Consider the following 16,516-nt stretch of genomic DNA (forward strand, 5'->3'; position numbering starts at 1 on the left):
GCTGCCACGACCGTGCTCAGGTCGTCGGCAGCGCGGCCGGGAACGAGGTGCCGGTGAGCTCCTCGGAGATCTGCCAGATCCGGCGTGCCTCGTCCTCGCTGCGCAGCCGCGAGTAGACGTCCTGCTCGGCGGGCGCACCCGACAGATGCCCGAGCCCGCCCGGGCCGTAGAACCGTCCTCCGCGCGCGTCCGGGGAGGTCGCGGCCATCAGCGCGGGCAGCGCGGCCGACTCCGGCGTGCCCAGCAGGCCGACGCGGGACAGCGCCCGGATGACACGCACCGCGGCCGTGTCCTTTCCCCGCCCGACCTCCGGGCGCGCGGCCAGCAGATTCGTCGGCGCCACGCCGGGGTGCGCGATGTTGCTGGTGATTCCCCAACCGGCGGCCCGGCTGCGGCGGTCGAGCTCGAGCCCGAACAGCCCGAACGCGATCTTGGACTGGCTGTACGCGTCCCCGCCTTTGTACGACTTCTCCCAGTTCAGGTCGTCCCAATTGATCGCGCGCCCGTTCGCGGCGACGCTGAGCTGCGACGTCACCCGGGCCCTCCCGTCGCGCAGCAGCGGCAGCAGGTGACCGACGAGCGCGAAGTGCCCCAGGTGGTTGCTGCCGAACTGGAGTTCGAAGCCGTCGGCGGTGGTCTGCCGCTCCGGCGGCGTCATCACGCCCGCGTTGTTGATCAGGAGGTGGATCGGCCGGTTCTCGCCGCGCAGCGTGGCTCCGAGCGCGGCGACCGAGCTCAACGACGACAGGTCGAGTTCGCGCAGCGACACCGTCGCGCCGGGGTTCCGCGCCGTGATCGTCGCGATCGCCGCGTCACCCTTCCGACGGTTCCGGACCGGCATGATCACCTCGGCCCCGGCGGCGGCGAGGCGGGTGGCCAGGTGCAACCCGACGCCGTCGCTGGCTCCGGTCACGACCGCGAGTTTTCCGGAGAGGTCAGGAACGGTGAAGGTGCGCGCCATGGTCATCCTCGGCTTCAATCGAATTCGGTGGACGACATTCAGGCTGCACGTCCGTCGCGGAGCTATCCACGGCCTGTCGATCCCCGGCTGGCGGGAACCCGGATGCGTGCCTGCGGCGGGTGTCGCGGATTCTCGGCACGACGGACCGGCGGTCGTGGCGGCAACTGGCGTTTCACCCGCGTGTGAGGGCCGACGCGCTCAGCCGGCGTCGGTGAAGTTCGGCGCCCGCTTCGCGAGGCCGGCGGCGACCGCTTCGGCCTGGTTGGGCGTGCCGATCAGCGCGGCGATCTCCTTCTGCTCGGCGGCCAGGCCCGCCTCCAGGTCGACGGTGTCGGCCAGGTCGAGAAGCCGTTTGGACGCCCGGATCGCGTCCGGGCTGCGGCCGGCGATCTCGCGGGCCAGCGCGAACGCGGCCGCGAGCGGGTCGTCGGCCGTGCGGGTGGCCAGACCGATCGCCGCGGCCTCGGTGCCGAGCACCTTCCGGCCGGTGAACACGAGTTCTCGCGCCTTGTCCGGGCCGACCAGCCGGGGCAGCACCTGGGTACCGGTCATGTCGGGCACCAGCCCCCAGCGCACCTCCATCACGCAGAGCACGGCGTCCGGCGCCACGATTCGGATGTCTGCCCCGAGTGCGACTTGCAGACCACCGCCGAGCGCGTTCCCGTGGACCGCGGCGATCACCGGTACCGGGACCTGCGTCCAGACGTACGCGGCGCGCTGCCCGAGCGCCTTCGCCGGCCCGTCACCCGGCGGCAGATCCACCCCGCTGGTGAGCCGGTCACCGCTGCCGAGCGCCTGCATCGCGCCGAGGTCGAGCCCGGCGCAGAAGTCCCGGCCCGTGCCCGACAGCACGACCGCGCGGAGCCCGGGTTCGGTGCGCAGCCGTTCGCCCGCGCGCACCAGCGCTTCGAACATCGCCGGGTCGAGCGCGTTGCGCTTCTCCGGCCGGGCCAGCCGCACGTCGGCGATCCCCTCGGCGACGTCGACCGTGACCCGAGTACCACCCGCATCAGCCATCCGCACACCATAAGCGTTCCCGACGATTCAGACGCCGGAGCAGGACCGCGAGCGCCAGCGCGACGACCGTGAAGTCGTACCGTCCGCCGAGGCCGGCGCCTCCGGCGAGCAGGACGAAGAACGCGAGGACGCCGGTCAGGCCCGGCAGTGCCGCGCCGCGGGGCACGAGCCGTACTCCGGCGACGATCGGCACCAGCGTGAGCGCGAGCCCGAGCGGCCACGCGAGCCCACTCGACGCCACCGTGTAGACCAGTACGAAGTGGACGGCGGTGCAGGCGAACGCCACGAGGGCCGCAGGCCGCGGCCGGTATCGGCCCTTCGCGTGAGCCGTCGTCCGGCCCCGGGGAACCAGGAAGGCCGCCGCGATCAGCACCACGAACAACCCGGCCGACGCGACCACCGGGCCGAGCGGGCCACGCTCGTACGTCTCCCAGGTCACAAGCGGTACCGACGCGAACGCCGGCGCGGGCAGCACCAGCCACCGCAGCCGCAGCCAGGGTTCGTGCCGGAAGGCGGGGAACAGACGCTCGACCAGCACGATCGACGCCCCGATGCTCACGACGACGTGGAAGGCCGTGAGGTGCGTGGCGAGCACCAGGCTCGTGCCCCACACCCGGCCGTAGTCGCCGACCCCGACCCTTGCCGCGTACCCGGGGTCGAACCAGTAGTCGTCGACCAGCGCTTCCTCGTACACCGCGTACGCGGCGGCCAGCAGCGCCAGCCCGAGCGTCCCCAGCCGGAACCGGCGCGCCAGCTCTCGGCAGAGCAGCGCGCCGCACCCGTAGAGCGGGATCAGCACGAGCGGTCCCCAGACGAGGAGTTCGAGCGGCGCCGTCGCGGTCGACAGGCACTCACCGAGGACCGGGGCCAGCACCAGGATCGTGAGTACCGGCCGGAGACGAGAACGCGCCATGGCTCCAGCGCACCACCCGGCCCTGCCGCCCGGCCGCGGCCGGAGGACGATCCTCCGTCGACGAAGGTCGATAGCGCCCGGTCGCGCGGGCCGCGGAGTACCTCCGGGTCGCCTGGCGCACCGCGAAACGATGGCCCGACCGCTACGCCTCGGCCGGTGGTCCGCAGGATCGTGTATCTGCGCTGGAAACAACGCCACCCCGGTCGGCTGCGGCACGTCCCGAGAAACCGTCCACCGCTCCGACCTGGCCGGATACGAGTTCGAGAGCCAGCTGACCGGCCGCGTCGCCCAACGCCTCCTCGCACTGACCGCCGCGATCTGGCACGACGACCACACCGGCCAACCGGTCACCCGATCACTGATCGCCTACGACCACTGACATGGGAATCAACCACCTAGACCAGGGACGCGAGCACGATCTCGCGCACGCCTCGGACCGTGGCCGCGAACGCCGCCGGGTCCCGTCCGAGGCGTTCGGCGCCGGCGCGCACCGCACCCGACAGCAACTCGACCAGCAGCTGCACGTCGCCGACGTTCCGGAACTCCCCGCTCGCGATGCCGTCCCGGACGACGTTCTCCACTTCGTCCACGACCGCGGTGAACGGATTGCCGGGCCCCTTGGGGACCTCGGCCACCAACGGCGCGGAGCCCGGCCGGAACATCAGTTGCAGTGCCGGGTCGGTGGACGACCGCAGGACCACCTCGATGATCTCGCGCATCCGGTCCGGGGCCGGGTCCGCGGACCGTGCGGCGATCGCGGTCACCTGCTCGAGCATGGGCCGGCTCGCCCGTTCGGTCAGGGCCAGCACCAGCGCGCTCTTGTCGCCCGCGTAGTTGTAGAGGGTGTTGCGCGCGAGCCCGGCCCGGGCCGCGATGTGCCCCATCGTGATCGAGTCGTAGTCGCGCTCCAGCAGGAGCTGCCGCATCGCCTCGGCGAGGTCGGCCCACACCATCTCGTGGTGCTGCCCGATGCTGGCTCCCCGGATCCGCGGCATCCGCCGATCTTCCCTCATCCCTCCTGAGCAGCGAGGGCGACGCCCGAGAGGTGCGCGTTCTCCTGGTGCGCCGCGGTCAGCCGAACCCGGCTCAGCCGCCAGCCGCCGGACGTGCGGACCGCCTCGTTGTCGTAGAAGCCGACCACCAGCCAGCGGTCCGGCTCACCGGCGACCCAGTGTTCGGCCCGCACGTGCGCGTGGATCGTCGCCGTGTCCCCGTCGATGCGGACGACGGGGCCGGTGATCGCGTGGTGGGTCGCGGTGAACGGCGCGAACGAGGCTCGGAGGATCTCGACGTAGTCGCCGAGCGGCACGGTCATCGGGGGGATGGCGGCGACCGACCGGAAGTCGAGCGTGACCGGGTCGGTGAAGACCAGGCCGGGGAGCTCGGTGTACTCCTTCAGGTCCGCGAGGTCGGCGTAGCGGGACAGCAGCTCGACGAGTTCGTCGCGATCGGTCACGGAAGGCTCCTTCATTTGACGACAACCTGTCGCAAAGATTACGACAGATTGTCGTCAAAAACCAGTGACTCCAGGTGGCGGAAGCGGCTGGCGTGGAAGATCAGCGGGCTCAGGTCGTGGTGGGCGTCGAGGTCCACCACCCGCAGCACCACGATGTCGTGGTCACCCGCACGCACCTCCTGCTCGATGCACGTCTCGAACCAGCCGCTCGCGTGCTCCAGCAGCACCGCACCGCCGTCGGTGGCACGCCAGGACAGGCCGGCGAAGCGGTCCGCCGCGCGGCCGGCCAGCTGACGACCGGCGTGTTCCAGGGCGCCGGACAGGATGCTCACGCCCAGGCTCGGGGCGGCGCGCAGCACCGGCCAGGTGGTCGACGTGCGCGCGATGCAGAAGGACACCAGCGGCGGATCGAGGGACACCGACGTGAACGAGCTCGCGGCCAGGCCCGCCGGAGCGTCCCCGGTCAGTGCCGCCACCGCCACCACGCCGGACGGGAACGCGCCGAACACGTGCCGGAGACGCCGCGGGTCGGTCCGCGAGGAGGTCACGGTCACCACGCGCTCGATTCGACCGAGAGCACCGGACGTAGCTCGTTGCGCACTGTCTCCAGGAACGTGACGATCTCCGCGGCCACCGAGCGGTGCTGCAGGTCGTTGAGCACGTCGTGGTGACCGTCGTGCACGACGACGAGCCGGGCCCGGGGGAGCGCCTTGGTCAGGCCGGTGAGCGCGGCCCGGTCGGCGTACGGGTCCGCGTCGCCGATCAGCAGCAGGTGCGGCAGGTCGGCGGTGCTGCCGTAGGCCGCGTCGAGCAGGTCCGCCGGTGGGGCCTCGTCGAGCGCGCCCGGCTCCACGTCCGCGTCGCCGGACAGAACTCCACGATGGACCGGACAGTGGGTACGCGCGTCCAGCTCCTCGTCCCACGAGGCGGTGGTCGACCGGGCGTAGCCCGGCAGGCCGGCGAGCACGACCGCCTGCGGCCGCCCTCGCCCGGTCGTGTCCCCGCCCGCCACCAGCGCGCCGACGGCGGCCGCGCTCAGGTCCGAGCCGACGAGGACGATCGGCAGCACCGGATCCGGGCCGAGGTCCGCCACCGCCCCGGCCACGACGGCGGCGAGCCCGTCCGGGGAGGCGGGCGGGGCCAGGACCCGCACCCGGTAGGCGTCGGCGGCCAGCCGGGCGCCGAACCGGGCGTAGCTGCGCCGGGTCTCGCCGCGGCCGGGGAGGACCAGGATGGTGCCGCGGGTCCGCAGGCCCTGCGGACCGAGGTACTCGTGCTCGGTCACGAGCTGGCTCCTGTCAGTACTCGGTCGGCGGCGGTCGCGCCGAGGATCCGGTCGAGGACGGCGGCGGCGCCGCCGGTCGGGAGGTCGCGGCCGCGCCAGGCGACGTGCTGGTCCGGGCGGACGAGGACGTTGTCGGCGCCGTAGAGGGCCCGGACCTCGGGGTCGGCGAGGTGGACGACGGTGAACGGAAGCCCGCGGGCGGCGGCCTCGGCGGCGAACGCGGCCTCGGCCGTGCGGTCGGGGGCGAGCACCAGGAGCGCGAAGCGGTTGCCGATCCGGTCGTAGAGCGTGCCGCCGTAGGGGTCGATGACGCCGTCCGGCGCGCGGTGCCCGGGCCGGGGATCGTCCTGGTAGACGTCGGGGCGCCAGGCGGGCTCGGTGTCGTGCTGGCCGTCCTCGTACCAGAGCACCCCGGAGGCGTCGTAGCGCTCGTCGAACGTGACGCCGGTCGCGTCCTGCCGGTCGGCGGCGATCCGGCGGGCGATCTCCTCGCGCCGGGCCCTGGCCTCCTCGCCGGTGTCGGCGTCCGCCGGGACGCCGATGCGGCGGATGTCGGCGAGCGTGGCCCGGTTGCGCCGGGCCCGGGCGAGCGCGAAGTCGGCCACCCGCTGGTTGTGCGGACGCCGCTCCTGGTCGTACGAGTCGAGCAGACGGTCGTCGGCGTGCCCGGCGAGCACCGCGGCGAGTTTCCAGCCCAGGTTCACGACGTCGCCGAAGCCCTCGCCGAGGTTGCCGCCCGGCGTGCGCACGTGCGCGGCGTCGCCGGCCAGCAGCACCCGGCCGGAGCGGAACGTCCGGGCGATGCGGGTGGCCTCGTAGAACGTCGTCGCGGACGCGATCTCGAGGTCCAGGTCGAACCCGAACGCGGCCCGGGCGGTGTCGAGCAGCTCGTCGTCCGACGGGTCGTGGTCGAGCGGGAACGGGCCGGCGTACACGCGCCACTCGCGGGTGCTGACCGCGGCCAGGAAGCCGGAGGCCTTCTGGTTGAAGACGATGTTCGTGCCGCTCGGGGCCGGGCCGACGCGGCCGGAGATGTCGCCGGTGCGCACGATGAGGCGCAGGCGTTTCTCGGTGGCGCGCTCGCCGTCCCGCTCGATCCCGGCCAGCCGGCGGACCGTGCTGCTGCCGCCGTCGGTGCCGAGGAGGTAGCGCGCCCGGATCGTCTTCCGGCCGACGACCGCCTCGATGCCGTCGGACGTCGGCCGCAATGCGGTGAGCGGCCGGCCGCCGGCCACGGTGACGCCGCGCTCGGCCAGGTGGTCCAGGAAGACGCGCTGGAGTGCGGACTGCGGGCGGCGCAGCGCCTCCTCGGAGGAGCTCCCGGCGGTGCGGCCGGTGGACGCGAACGACGGGGCGCGGCCGGGCGCCAGGTCGTGGCCGACCAGCGAGGTGACCAGCCGGATGCCCCGGTTCCACTCGGGCGGGAACGTCCACTCGTCGCGGATCCGCTGCAGCAGGCCCCAGCGGCGGAAGTGCTCGACGACGCGGGGCGTGTGACCCATTGCCCCGGCGCGGATCAGCGTCGCTTCGCGCGCCCGGTCGACGACCGCCACGCCGACGCCGCGCCCGGCGAGCTCGACGGCGGCGGACAGCCCGACCGGCCCGGCGCCGACGATCAGCACGTCGACGTCGTCCGGCGGCGCGGCCGACGGGAAACGGACGGTGTGGATGTCCCGGCTCATGACGCGTACCGGTTGCCGGGGATCGGCAGGCCGAGATGCCCGCGCAGGGTCTCGGCCTCGTACGAGGTGCGGAACAGGTCGCGCTTCTGCAGGAGCGGCACCACCCCGTCGACGAAGTAGTCGAGCTCCTCCTCGGTGCGGAACGCGAGGTTGATGCCGTCGAACGTGCCGGCGGCGAACCACTGCTCGATCGTGTCGGTGACGGTCTGCGGAGACCCCACGAACGGCGAGTGCTTGAACTCGTTGACCGTGTCGACGACCTGCCGCAACGTCAGGTTCTCCCGCCGGGCCCGCTCGATGATCTTCGTCGCGCCGGTGCGTCCGCCCCGCTCGGCGAGGTGGGCGACGTCCGGGAACGGGCCGTCCGGGTCGTACACGCTGAAGTCGTGGGCACCGAAGCCGCGTCCGAGCAGCGCCAGGTTGCGTCCGAAGTCGTTGTCCTCGGCGAAGATCTCCCGTTCGCGCTCGCGGGCGGCCGCGTCGGTCGCGGCGACGACCGGGCCGCCGTGGATGAAGATCTTGAGGTGGTCCGGGTCGCGTCCGGCGGCGGCGGTGCGGCGCTTGACGTCGGTGTAGTACTCGTGGGCCTGCTCGATCGAGCTGCCGGGCGCGTAGATGCCCTCGGCGACGGCGGCCGCCAGATTGCGTCCCTCCTCGGAGACGCCGGCCTGGAAGATCACCGGCTGGCCCTGCGGCGAGCGCGACAGGTTGAGCGGCCCGTCGACCCGGAAGTGCTCCCCGACGTGGTTCAGCGCGTGCAACTTGGCGGGGTCCAGGAACACCTCGCCCTCGGCCGGGAACGCGTCGTCCTCGTAGGAGTCCCAGAGGCCGCGGACCACCTCGACCGCCTCGAGCGCCCGGCCGTAGCGGGTGGCGTAGTCGAGGTGCTCCTCCAGCCCGTAGTTGCGCGAGGTTCCGGTGTCGAAGCTGGTCACGACGTTCCAGCCGGCCCGGCCGCCGCTGATGTGGTCGAGCGAGGCGAACCGGCGGGCCAGGTTGAACGGCGAGTTGTAGGTCGAGCTCGCGGTGCCGACCAGGCCGATCCGGGACGTGTGGACGGCGACCGCGGAGAGCAGTGTCAGCGGCTCGAGCCGGTTGAGGTAGTGCGACGGGTAGGTGCTGTTGATGAACTGGCTGTCGACGATGATCAGCGCGTCGAACAGGGCGTGCTCGGCCGCCTGGGCCTGCCGGATGTAGTACTGGATGTCGATGCTGGCGTTCTTGGCGATCCGGGGGTCTTTCCACAGACCGTGCTGGCCGGGGCCGCCGACGCCGTAGGGGTGCAGGGCGAGGTGGATCTTGCGGGACATGAGGGCCTCCCGATCAGGCGTGCAGGAGCGCGCGGAGTTCTTCGCGTCCGGCCCGGTCGGCCGCGGCCGACCGCAGCGTCGGTACCGAGCTGACGAGTAGCCGGGTGTAGGTGTGCTCGGGGGCGGTGATGACGCGGCGGGCCGGGCCGTCCTCGACCAGTTCGCCCTGGTACATCACCGCGATGCGATCGGCGATGCCGGCGACCGAGCCCAGGTCGTGGGAGATGAAGAGCTGCGCGACCCGGAGTTCCTTGAGGATCGCCAGGACCTGGACCCGGTTGGCCGAGTCGAGGGCACTGACCGGTTCGTCGAGGATCAGCAGCGCCGGGTCGGTGATCAGCGCCCTGGCGACGGCCACCCGCTGCCGCTGGCCGCCGGAGAGTGCGCCGGGCAGCCGGTCGAGCAGTTCCTCCTCCAGCCGGACGCGGTCGAGCAGACGGCGGGCACGATCGCTCGCCTCCCGCCGGGCCACGCCCTGCACCAGCAGCGGCTCGATCAGCGACTCCTCGATCGTCAGATCCGGATCGAGGCTGCGCAGCGGGTCCTGGAACACGTACTGGACGACGCCCCGGCGCCGGAACGCTCGCCACTGCCGCGGCTTGTACGAGAGGACGTCGGTTCCGTCCACCACCACCTGCCCGGACGACGCCGCGACCAGGCCGAGCACCGCGCGGGCCAGCGTCGACTTGCCGGAACCGGTCTCGCCGATCACCCCTACGGTCTCGCCCGCGTTCACCCGGAGCGAGACGTCGCGCAGCGCGTGGTGCCTCCGGTAGTGCACGTTCAAGCCGGTGACCTGAAGGATTTCACTGGGCATGGGCCGGCTCCCCGAGGTACTTGTCCAGGCCGTACTGTTCGTGCTCGGCGATGAGCAGCCGGGTGTACTCGTCCTGCGGGTTCTCCAGCACGTCCGACGTCGAGCCCCGCTCGACGACGTCGCCGTGGCGCATGACCAGCACCTCGTCGCAGACCTGGGCGATCACGGCCAGGTCGTGGGAGACCACCAGCAGCGCGAGCCCGGTGCGTTCCCTCAGGTCGGCGAGGAGATCGAGGATCTCGGCCTGCACGATGACGTCGAGCGCGGTGGTGGCCTCGTCGGCGATGAGCACGGCCGGGTCGGCGGCGATCGCGGAGGCGATCAGGACCCGCTGCAGCATCCCGCCGGACAGCTCGTGGGCGTACTGCTGGTACACCAGCGCCGGGTTGCGGAGGTGAACCGCCGCGAGGAGCTCCACCGCGCGGCGGCGGGCGTCCCGCCGGGAGAGCCGCTTCTTGACCCGGAGCACCTCGGCGATCTGCGCCCCGACCCGGATCGACGGGTTGAGATAGGACGCCGGATCCTGGAACACCGCGCTGATCGTCGACCCGCGCAGGCCTGTCCATTCGGCGTCCGAGAGCCCGGCGATGTCCCGTCCGCCGATCTCGACCGTGCCCGCCGAGATCGCGAAGTGCTCGGGCAGGATGCCGAGCGCGGCCCGGCAGGTCAGCGTCTTCCCGCTGCCGGACTCGCCGACGATGCCGACGACCCGGCCCGGCGTCAGGTCGAACGAGATGCCGTGGACGATCTCGCGGTCGTTGACGTAGTCGTGGATGTGGAGGTCGCGTACGGCCAGTGCGGTCATCGGAGCTGTCCTGCCTTCCGTGCGTCCACCAAGGCCCGTCCGGTCGCTCCGGAGACGTCGCGGATCGCGTCGGCCAGCAGGTTGGAGGCCCAGACCGTCGCCATGATCAGCGCGGCGGGAGCGACCGGCGCGAAGGGCCGGTAGTGCAGGTAGTTGAGGTCGGAGGCGAGCAGACCGCCCCAGGTGGGCGCGGGCGGCTGAACGCCGATGCCGAGGAACGTGAGGCTGGAGACGATGATGAAGCCGACTCCGATCGTCTGGGCCAGCGCCACCGCGATCGGCGGGAGCACCTTCGACCAGACGTGCCGGCGGATGATCCAGCCGATCGAAGCGCCGGAGATCTGCGCCGCCTCCACGTACTGCGAGTGCGCGACCGCCATCGTCGCGGCCCGGGTGACCCGGTAGAACAGCGGCGAGACCAGTACCCCGGTGACGACCATGGCCTGGGTGAGCCCGTTGCCGAGGAGTGCCGTGACCGCGACGGCGAAGACCAGGAACGGCAGGGCGACGAGAGTGTCCACCAGGCGCAGCGTCGTCCATTCGAAGACCCGCCCGAGCAGCACCGAGAGCAGGCCCGGAAGCACGCCCACGACCAGCGCCACCAGCGCGACCAGGACCGATCCGACCACGCTGTCCCGGGAACCGGCCAGCAGCCGGCTGAAGACGTCGCGCCCGAGGTAGTCGGTGCCGAGCCAATGCTCGCCGGACACCCCCAGCAACGGTGTGGTGGCGGCCCGGTCGGACGCCAGCAGCGGACCGAGGACCGCCAGCAGCGCGACCAGGAACAGGATGCCGAGGGCGATCCGGCCCGCGCGCAGCGCGAGAACGCGTCGGAGCATCTCAGACCCCCCGGTGGGCGGCCGGCGTGATCCGGCCGAGCACGAGATTGACGATCAGGTTGAAGCTCACGACCAGCACGATCGAGACGACCAGCACGCCCTGCACCTCGGGCACGTCACCGGCCTGGGCGGCGTCGTTGGCGAAGCGCCCGAAGCCCTGCAGGCCGAAGATCCACTCGGTGACGACCGAGGCGCCGATGATCACCGGGAACTTCAGGCCCAGCACGGCCAGCGCCGGTCCGACGCCGTTGGGCAGGACGTGCCGGAGAAAGATCCGCCGCCGGCTCAGCCCGCGGACCACCGCGCCGGTGACGTAGTTCTCCGAGTAGGCCCCGACCAGCCCGGCCCGTAGCTGCCGGGCCACGTCGGCGATCGCGTCGAAACTCAGCGCCAGCGCCGGCAGCAGCAGATGCGAGAACCAGGGCGAGATGCCGACGCTGAACGGGACGTAACCGCCGGACGGGAACCAGCCCAGCCCGACCGCGAACACCTCGACCAGCAGGATGCCGATCACGAACGGCGGCATGATCGAGAACAGCGTCAGCACCGCGGTGATCGACCGGTCGATCCAGGTACCGCGCCGGAGCGCGGCCAGCGCTCCGAACGCGAACCCGAAGACGACGCCGAGGATCATCGCCAGCGTGGCGATCGACAGGCTGATCGCGAGCCCTTCCGCGATCAGCGTGCTGACGTCCACCCCGTTGGTCCAGCTGCGGCCGAGGTCACCCCGGAGCACGTCGCCGAGCCAGTGCCAGTACTGGACCAGGAACGGCTGGTCCAGGCCCCACTCGTGCTCGATCCGGGCCACCGCCTCCGGGGTGGCGTCCTCACCGAGCTGACTGTGCGCCGGGGTCAGCCCGCTCAGCGCCCGGAGGGCGAACGTCACGAACGTCGCCACCAGGAAGACCGGGACGAAGATCGCCAGCGACCGGGCGACCGTGAGCAGAATCCGGCCGGCGGCGCGCCGCAGGGTGATCCCGGCGAGGCCGGTCCCGAACGTCGGCTCCAGGGCGATCGTCATCCGATCCTGACCCCGGTCCAGTCGAGGTGGCCGGGATTCGCGGGCAGCGCCGACACCGACTTGCTCTTCGCCAGCAGGTTGGGTGAGGAGTACGTGAACACCAGTGCCCGGCTCTCCAGACCGGCCCGGGTGGCCGCCTGCAGTGTTGCCGCGTACTCCGGCGACTCGATCGGGGTCTGGCGCACCTTCGCGACCGCGGAGTCGAACCCCGACGGCTGGTACGGCGAGCTCAGGTTGAGCGGGCCGTTCGGGCCGAAGTGCGCGGTCAGCGTCTGGACGGCCGAGTCGCGTCCGGTGGTCCCGTACAGCGACAGCGTCAGGTCCTTGGCGAAGAACGGCGTGGCCCAGTTCTTGTCGACCTTGATGTCGACGGTGATCCCGACCGCGGCCAGCTGCGACTGGACGATCTCGGCCTGCGGATCGGCGGACGGGATGACGAGCGTCAGCGTGATCTTCGGGATACCCGACAACAGCTGCTTGGCCTTGGCCGGGTCGTACGGGTACTTGTCCTTCGACTGCGGGTCGTAGGCGACGTAGCCGGGCGGGAACGGCTGGTCGGTGGATTCGCCGTAGCCGAACCCGAGCTTGTCGACGAATTCCTTGCGGTTGATCGCGTACCGGACCGCGTCGACGACCTTCGGGTTGTCGAACGGCGCCTTGTTGATGTTCAGGCTGATGTTGTTGGCGTTGAAGCCGGGCTGCACGAACACGTCGAGCCCCGCGTCCTTGGCCGCGGTCGCGTTGTTCGGTGTGATGTCGGCGAAGTTGTAGACGCCGGTCTGCAGGCCCGAGACGACGGTGGCGGCGTCCGGTGCCGAGATCAGCTCGACGTGCTCCAGGTGGATGTTCTTGGCGTCCCAGTAGTCCGGGTTCTTCTTCAGGACGGCCTTGGTGCCGGGAATCAGCTGGGTGACGATGAACGGCCCGGCCCCGACCGGCTTCTGGTCGAGTGCCTGGGGGTCGGCCTTCGGGCTGGCCACCTGGAGCACGCGCTCGCCGAACAGCAGCGGGATCTGGTAGTCGGTCTGGGTCAGGTGCACGACGGCGTCGAGATCGCCGTTCGTCGTCACGGATTTGATCGACGTCAGGTCACCGAAGAGCGCGGAGTTCTTCTGCGTCTTGGCCCGCTCGACGGCTGCTTTGACCGCGGCCGCGTTGACCGGGGCCCCATCGCTGAACGTGAGACCCGCGCGCAGGTGGAACGTCACCTCGTCGCCGGTGCTGTTGTACTTCCAGCTCTCGGCGAGGTCCGGAACCGCGTTGCCCTTCGCGTCGGTCCTGGTCAGTGAGGCGTAGACGAGCGCGAGCTCGCGGAACTGCGCGCCGCTGCCCGAGACGACCGGGTCCCAGTGCGTCGGGAAGTACGACGTGGCCCATTTCAGCGTGGCCGTGCCGTCGCCGGCGGCGGCGGTCCCGCCACCGGCGCAGGCGCCGACGGCGAGGATCAGCAAGGCCGCGAGGGCTACCCGGATCGGTCGCGAGGGCATGGCGGTTCTCTTCCGTCGTGGGGTGGGGGTCATCGGACCGGCTCCGGCGTCCGGCGCGCCGCCGTGTGGCGGTTCCGGGGGAGGGGGAGGCCGAGGTTTCCGCGCAGGGTGTCCGCTTCGTACTCGCTCCGGACGACGCCCCGGGCGCGGAGAATCGGCACGACCTGCTCGGTGAAGCGGGCGAACTCGCTCGGTGAGTTGACGCTGACGCTGACGCCGTCGAAGCCGCCGCCCTCGAACCACCGCTGGATCTCGTCGGCCACGGTCCGGGGCGAGCCGACGAACGGCGAGCGGCCGGCGTCGACCTGGTGCTCGACCACCTGGCGGAGCGTGAGGCCGTTCTCCCTGGCGTGCCGGGAGATGTTTTCCGCCTGGGTGCGGAAGCTGCTGCCGAGCTCGACGTCCGGGAACGGGGCATCCAGGTCGTATTGGCGGAAGTCGTGCCAGCCGAACGGGCGTCCGAGCTCGGCCAGGGCCTTGTCGAAACTCTTGGCGCCGAGGATCGCGGTCTCTTTGGCCCGGGCCTGCTCGTCGGTGTCGGCGATGATCGGGAAGATCCCCGGGACGATCAGGACGTTCTCCGGGTCGCGGCCCTTGGCGGCGGCCCGCTCGCGCAGTTCGGTGCGGAACGCCCGGGCTTGTTCGAGCGTCGCCGCGTGCGTGAAGATCGCGTCGGCGACGGCGGCGCCGAGGTCGCGGCCGTCCTCGGAGTCACCGGCCTGGAAGATCACCGGCTGGCCCTGCGGCGACCGCTCGAGGTTCAGCGGCCCGGCGACCCGGAAGTACTCGCCCTGGTGGTCGAGCGTGTGTTGCTTGGTGCGGTCGAAGAAGACGCCGCGTTCCTTGTCACGGGGAAACGCGTCCTCTTCGTACGAGTCCCACAGACCCTGCGAGACCCGGACGTGCTCGAGCGCGCGGCCGTAGCGGGTCGGGTAGTCGTAGTGCTCGTCGCGGCTGTAGTTGCCCGCCGTACCGGCGTCGCCGCTGGTCACGACGTTCCAGCCGGCGCGGCCCCCGCTGATGTGGTCCAGCGAGTAGAGCCTGCGCGCGAGGTTGAACGGCTCGTTGTAGGAGGTGGTGGCCGTACCGACCAGGCCGATGTGGGTGGTGTGGACGGCGATCGCCGACAGCAGGGTCAGCGGCTCCAGGCGGCTGAGGTAGTGGTTCGGCGAATCCGGCGTGATGAACTGGCTGTCGACGATGAAGACGAGGTCGAACTTGGCCGCTTCGGCTTCCTGCGCCCGGGCGATGTACCAGCGGACATCGACGCTGGCGTCGGCGGCGACGTCGGAGTTGAGCCAGGTGTTGTGCTGACCCGGGCCGCCGACTCCGAGGAGAATGGCGCCGAGTTTCAGGGTGCGGCGAGACATACGGGTGCCTTCCGGGCAGGAGTGGTCTCAGCGGGCGTGACGTCAGCGTCAGCGACAAACCGCGGGGTGCATCACACTCTCCGGCGGCTTCATGTCCACTATCCTGATCGACTAGGTAGGGAAAGTCCAACGACGGTTAGCGATCGCGATCCATCACGTCCGCTGATGAATCGCGGAGCCGAGGGGAGGGGCCATGACCCTGGACATCGCGCCGCTGCGGAGCATCGTCGCCGTCGCCGACCGCGGCGGATTCCTGCGCGCCGCGCAGTCGCTGCAGCTGAGCCAGAGCGCGATCAGCCAGCACGTCCGGCGGCTGGAGGCGGCGATCGGCCGTCCGCTGGTCGTGCGCCACGGTCGCGGATCGCGGTTCACCCCGGACGGCGAGCACCTGCTGGCGCACGCCCGGCGGATCCTCGCCGCCCACGACGAAGCGCTCCGTGCGTTCGGTGTCGAGGCCGACCGGGCCATCGTCATCGGGTCGACCGAGCACGCGGCAGCGCAGCTGCTGCCGTCGCTGACCGCGGCGCTGGAGCGGAGTCTCCCGGCCTTCCGGACGCGGTTCCGGATCGACCGCGGTACGCGGCTGCGCGACAGCCTCGCGGCCGGGACGATCGACCTGGCGCTGCTGCTGGGCGCCAGCGACGACCCCAGGGCGGTGCCGGTCGGGGAGCTGGAACTCACCTGGTACGCCGCGCCGTCGTGGCAGCCGTCGGCCGGGCGGCCGATCCCGATCGCGGCGTTCGACGATCCGTGCGTGCTCCGCAGCCGCGCTCTGGAGACGCTCGCCGAGCACGGCGTCGCGGCCGAGATCAGCGCCGAGTCGGCTCAGCTCGCCGGGGTGCAGGCCGCGGTCGGCGCCGGGCTCGGCGTCGCGCTGATGGCGACGCTCGGGCAGACGCCGGAGGGCCTGGTGCCGCGGGCCGACCTGCCGCGGCCGCGCCCGGTGACGCTCAACGTGTGGTCGCGCAGCGGTCTGTCGTCCGACGTGACCCGGGCCGCGGCCGACGCGGTGGCACGGTTGGTGGGAGATCCCGTTTTCGAACTGGCAAGGGGTGCCTGATGTCTGCTCTTCACGTCCCAGCGGGCTCGACGCCGAGCGGTGTGGTGCTGCCGGACGACCTCGACCCGTTCCACCGTCGTCTGCACCGGATCGCACCGGCCGGGCTGGTCGGCGACACCACGCAGACCACCGGCATGCGCCGGGTCGAGGCGATCAGCGGCAAGTCGGTCGGCGCGCGGAATCTCTGGATGGGCCAGACGCACGTTCCGGCGTCCACGAACTCGGCGAACCACCACCACGGTGCGTCGGAGACCGCGATCTACGTGGTGTCGGGGTCACCGGCGTTCGTGTTCCTCGACCTCGAGGGCGACGAACCGGTCGAGACCCGCATCCAGACCGGTCCGGGCGACTACGTCTTCGTGCCTCCGTTCGTCCCGCACCGGGAGGAGAACCCGGATCCGGACGTGGAGGCCGTGGTCGTCATCGCCCGGACGACGCAGGAGGCGATCGTCGTCAACCTCGAGTCGCTGAGCTGGGACGGCGTCGGCTGATC

At 71.7% G+C, this 16,516-nt stretch carries 17 protein-coding genes and 1 pseudogene; 3 read left to right on the forward strand and 15 right to left on the reverse strand.

All coding sequences use genetic code 11. The features are described from left to right. Positions 1-16: 16 nt before the first annotated feature. From ACIBZJ_RS37200 to ACIBZJ_RS37210, 3 genes are all read right to left on the reverse strand, one after another. On the reverse strand, positions 17-961 hold the full coding sequence (locus tag ACIBZJ_RS37200; RefSeq protein WP_395938279.1) for an SDR family oxidoreductase: 945 nt from the start codon (positions 959-961) through the stop codon (positions 17-19). Between the two features lie 198 nt (positions 962-1,159). Next, positions 1,160-1,978 (reverse strand): crotonase/enoyl-CoA hydratase family protein, encoded by an 819-nt coding sequence (locus ACIBZJ_RS37205; RefSeq protein WP_395938281.1) that lies wholly within the window; start codon positions 1,976-1,978, stop codon positions 1,160-1,162. After that, on the reverse strand, positions 1,971-2,891 hold the full coding sequence (locus ACIBZJ_RS37210) for a hypothetical protein (RefSeq protein WP_395938283.1): 921 nt from the start codon (positions 2,889-2,891) through the stop codon (positions 1,971-1,973). The genes ACIBZJ_RS37205 and ACIBZJ_RS37210 overlap by 8 nt, the downstream gene beginning before the upstream one ends. A gap of 280 nt (positions 2,892-3,171) precedes the next feature. On the opposite strand from ACIBZJ_RS37210, the pseudogene ACIBZJ_RS37215 reads away from it, so the two are divergent. After that, positions 3,172-3,270, forward strand: a pseudogene (locus tag ACIBZJ_RS37215) (IS982 family transposase); the annotation flags it as partial. Between the two features lie 16 nt (positions 3,271-3,286). Here ACIBZJ_RS37215 and ACIBZJ_RS37220 read toward each other — a convergent pair. The 12 genes from ACIBZJ_RS37220 to ACIBZJ_RS37275 are packed head-to-tail and all read right to left on the reverse strand — an operon-like array spanning position 3,287 to position 14,963. Continuing rightward, positions 3,287-3,904 (reverse strand): TetR/AcrR family transcriptional regulator, encoded by a 618-nt coding sequence (locus tag ACIBZJ_RS37220; RefSeq protein ID WP_395938285.1) that lies wholly within the window; start codon positions 3,902-3,904, stop codon positions 3,287-3,289. Next, on the reverse strand, positions 3,901-4,347 hold the full coding sequence (locus ACIBZJ_RS37225; protein WP_395938287.1) for a nuclear transport factor 2 family protein: 447 nt from the start codon (positions 4,345-4,347) through the stop codon (positions 3,901-3,903). The genes ACIBZJ_RS37220 and ACIBZJ_RS37225 overlap by 4 nt, the downstream gene beginning before the upstream one ends. Before the next feature lie 38 nt (positions 4,348-4,385). Continuing rightward, a complete protein-coding gene (locus tag ACIBZJ_RS37230; protein ID WP_395938443.1) occupies positions 4,386-4,901 on the reverse strand; it encodes a flavin reductase family protein in 516 nt (171 codons plus the stop codon). Then, on the reverse strand, positions 4,898-5,632 hold the full coding sequence (locus ACIBZJ_RS37235) for an alpha/beta hydrolase (RefSeq protein ID WP_395938289.1): 735 nt from the start codon (positions 5,630-5,632) through the stop codon (positions 4,898-4,900). The genes ACIBZJ_RS37230 and ACIBZJ_RS37235 overlap by 4 nt, the downstream gene beginning before the upstream one ends. After that, on the reverse strand, positions 5,629-7,314 hold the full coding sequence (locus ACIBZJ_RS37240) for an FAD-dependent oxidoreductase (RefSeq protein ID WP_395938291.1): 1,686 nt from the start codon (positions 7,312-7,314) through the stop codon (positions 5,629-5,631). Before ACIBZJ_RS37240 ends, ACIBZJ_RS37235 begins: the two co-directional genes overlap by 4 nt. Continuing rightward, the gene (locus tag ACIBZJ_RS37245; protein WP_395938293.1) at positions 7,311-8,624 is read right to left on the reverse strand and encodes an NtaA/DmoA family FMN-dependent monooxygenase; all 1,314 of its coding nucleotides are present in this window, start codon (positions 8,622-8,624) and stop codon (positions 7,311-7,313) included. Before ACIBZJ_RS37245 ends, ACIBZJ_RS37240 begins: the two co-directional genes overlap by 4 nt. A gap of 13 nt (positions 8,625-8,637) precedes the next feature. Then, entirely contained in the window at positions 8,638-9,441 is an 804-nt protein-coding gene (locus tag ACIBZJ_RS37250; protein WP_395938295.1) for an ABC transporter ATP-binding protein, read from the reverse strand. Continuing rightward, positions 9,431-10,246 carry an ABC transporter ATP-binding protein gene (locus ACIBZJ_RS37255; RefSeq protein ID WP_395938297.1) on the reverse strand — a complete coding sequence of 272 codons (816 nt, stop codon included), beginning with the start codon at positions 10,244-10,246 and terminating at the stop codon, positions 9,431-9,433. The genes ACIBZJ_RS37250 and ACIBZJ_RS37255 overlap by 11 nt, the downstream gene beginning before the upstream one ends. Further along, the gene (locus ACIBZJ_RS37260; protein WP_395938299.1) at positions 10,243-11,085 is read right to left on the reverse strand and encodes an ABC transporter permease; all 843 of its coding nucleotides are present in this window, start codon (positions 11,083-11,085) and stop codon (positions 10,243-10,245) included. The genes ACIBZJ_RS37255 and ACIBZJ_RS37260 overlap by 4 nt, the downstream gene beginning before the upstream one ends. 1 nt (position 11,086) lies before the next feature. Further along, positions 11,087-12,106: an ABC transporter permease gene (locus ACIBZJ_RS37265; RefSeq protein ID WP_395938301.1), complete on the reverse strand. Its 1,020-nt coding sequence runs from the start codon at positions 12,104-12,106 to the stop codon at positions 11,087-11,089. After that, positions 12,103-13,593 (reverse strand): ABC transporter substrate-binding protein, encoded by a 1,491-nt coding sequence (locus ACIBZJ_RS37270; protein ID WP_395938303.1) that lies wholly within the window; start codon positions 13,591-13,593, stop codon positions 12,103-12,105. Before ACIBZJ_RS37270 ends, ACIBZJ_RS37265 begins: the two co-directional genes overlap by 4 nt. A 29-nt stretch (positions 13,594-13,622) precedes the next feature. After that, a complete protein-coding gene (locus tag ACIBZJ_RS37275) occupies positions 13,623-14,963 on the reverse strand; it encodes an LLM class flavin-dependent oxidoreductase (RefSeq protein ID WP_395938305.1) in 1,341 nt (446 codons plus the stop codon). Positions 14,964-15,156: 193 nt separating this feature from the next. Between ACIBZJ_RS37275 and ACIBZJ_RS37280 the strand changes: the two genes are divergently transcribed. After that, positions 15,157-16,023, forward strand: coding sequence for a LysR substrate-binding domain-containing protein (locus tag ACIBZJ_RS37280; protein WP_395938307.1), 867 nt, complete (start codon positions 15,157-15,159; stop codon positions 16,021-16,023). Continuing rightward, entirely contained in the window at positions 16,023-16,514 is a 492-nt protein-coding gene (locus ACIBZJ_RS37285; RefSeq protein WP_395938309.1) for a cupin domain-containing protein, read from the forward strand. Before ACIBZJ_RS37280 ends, ACIBZJ_RS37285 begins: the two co-directional genes overlap by 1 nt. Positions 16,515-16,516 lie beyond the last annotated feature (2 nt).

This window comes from Cryptosporangium sp. NPDC051539 (assembly GCF_044454545.1).
Classification (GTDB): Bacteria; Actinomycetota; Actinomycetes; order Mycobacteriales; family Cryptosporangiaceae; genus Cryptosporangium.

Coding starts and splice junctions, on each gene's coding strand:
- ACIBZJ_RS37205 (WP_395938281.1), bottom strand. CDS start 1,978: ATGGCTGATGCGGGTGGTACTCGGGTCACGGTCGACGTCGCCGAGGGG.
- ACIBZJ_RS37275 (WP_395938305.1), bottom strand. CDS start 14,963: ATGTCTCGCCGCACCCTGAAACTCGGCGCCATTCTCCTCGGAGTCGGC.
- ACIBZJ_RS37260 (WP_395938299.1), bottom strand. CDS start 11,085: ATGCTCCGACGCGTTCTCGCGCTGCGCGCGGGCCGGATCGCCCTCGGC.
- ACIBZJ_RS37270 (WP_395938303.1), bottom strand. CDS start 13,593: ATGCCCTCGCGACCGATCCGGGTAGCCCTCGCGGCCTTGCTGATCCTC.
- ACIBZJ_RS37200 (WP_395938279.1), bottom strand. CDS start 961: ATGGCGCGCACCTTCACCGTTCCTGACCTCTCCGGAAAACTCGCGGTC.
- ACIBZJ_RS37250 (WP_395938295.1), bottom strand. CDS start 9,441: ATGCCCAGTGAAATCCTTCAGGTCACCGGCTTGAACGTGCACTACCGG.
- ACIBZJ_RS37280 (WP_395938307.1), top strand. CDS start 15,157: ATGACCCTGGACATCGCGCCGCTGCGGAGCATCGTCGCCGTCGCCGAC.
- ACIBZJ_RS37245 (WP_395938293.1), bottom strand. CDS start 8,624: ATGTCCCGCAAGATCCACCTCGCCCTGCACCCCTACGGCGTCGGCGGC.
- ACIBZJ_RS37255 (WP_395938297.1), bottom strand. CDS start 10,246: ATGACCGCACTGGCCGTACGCGACCTCCACATCCACGACTACGTCAAC.
- ACIBZJ_RS37265 (WP_395938301.1), bottom strand. CDS start 12,106: ATGACGATCGCCCTGGAGCCGACGTTCGGGACCGGCCTCGCCGGGATC.
- ACIBZJ_RS37285 (WP_395938309.1), top strand. CDS start 16,023: ATGTCTGCTCTTCACGTCCCAGCGGGCTCGACGCCGAGCGGTGTGGTG.
- ACIBZJ_RS37220 (WP_395938285.1), bottom strand. CDS start 3,904: ATGAGGGAAGATCGGCGGATGCCGCGGATCCGGGGAGCCAGCATCGGG.
- ACIBZJ_RS37210 (WP_395938283.1), bottom strand. CDS start 2,891: ATGGCGCGTTCTCGTCTCCGGCCGGTACTCACGATCCTGGTGCTGGCC.
- ACIBZJ_RS37240 (WP_395938291.1), bottom strand. CDS start 7,314: ATGAGCCGGGACATCCACACCGTCCGTTTCCCGTCGGCCGCGCCGCCG.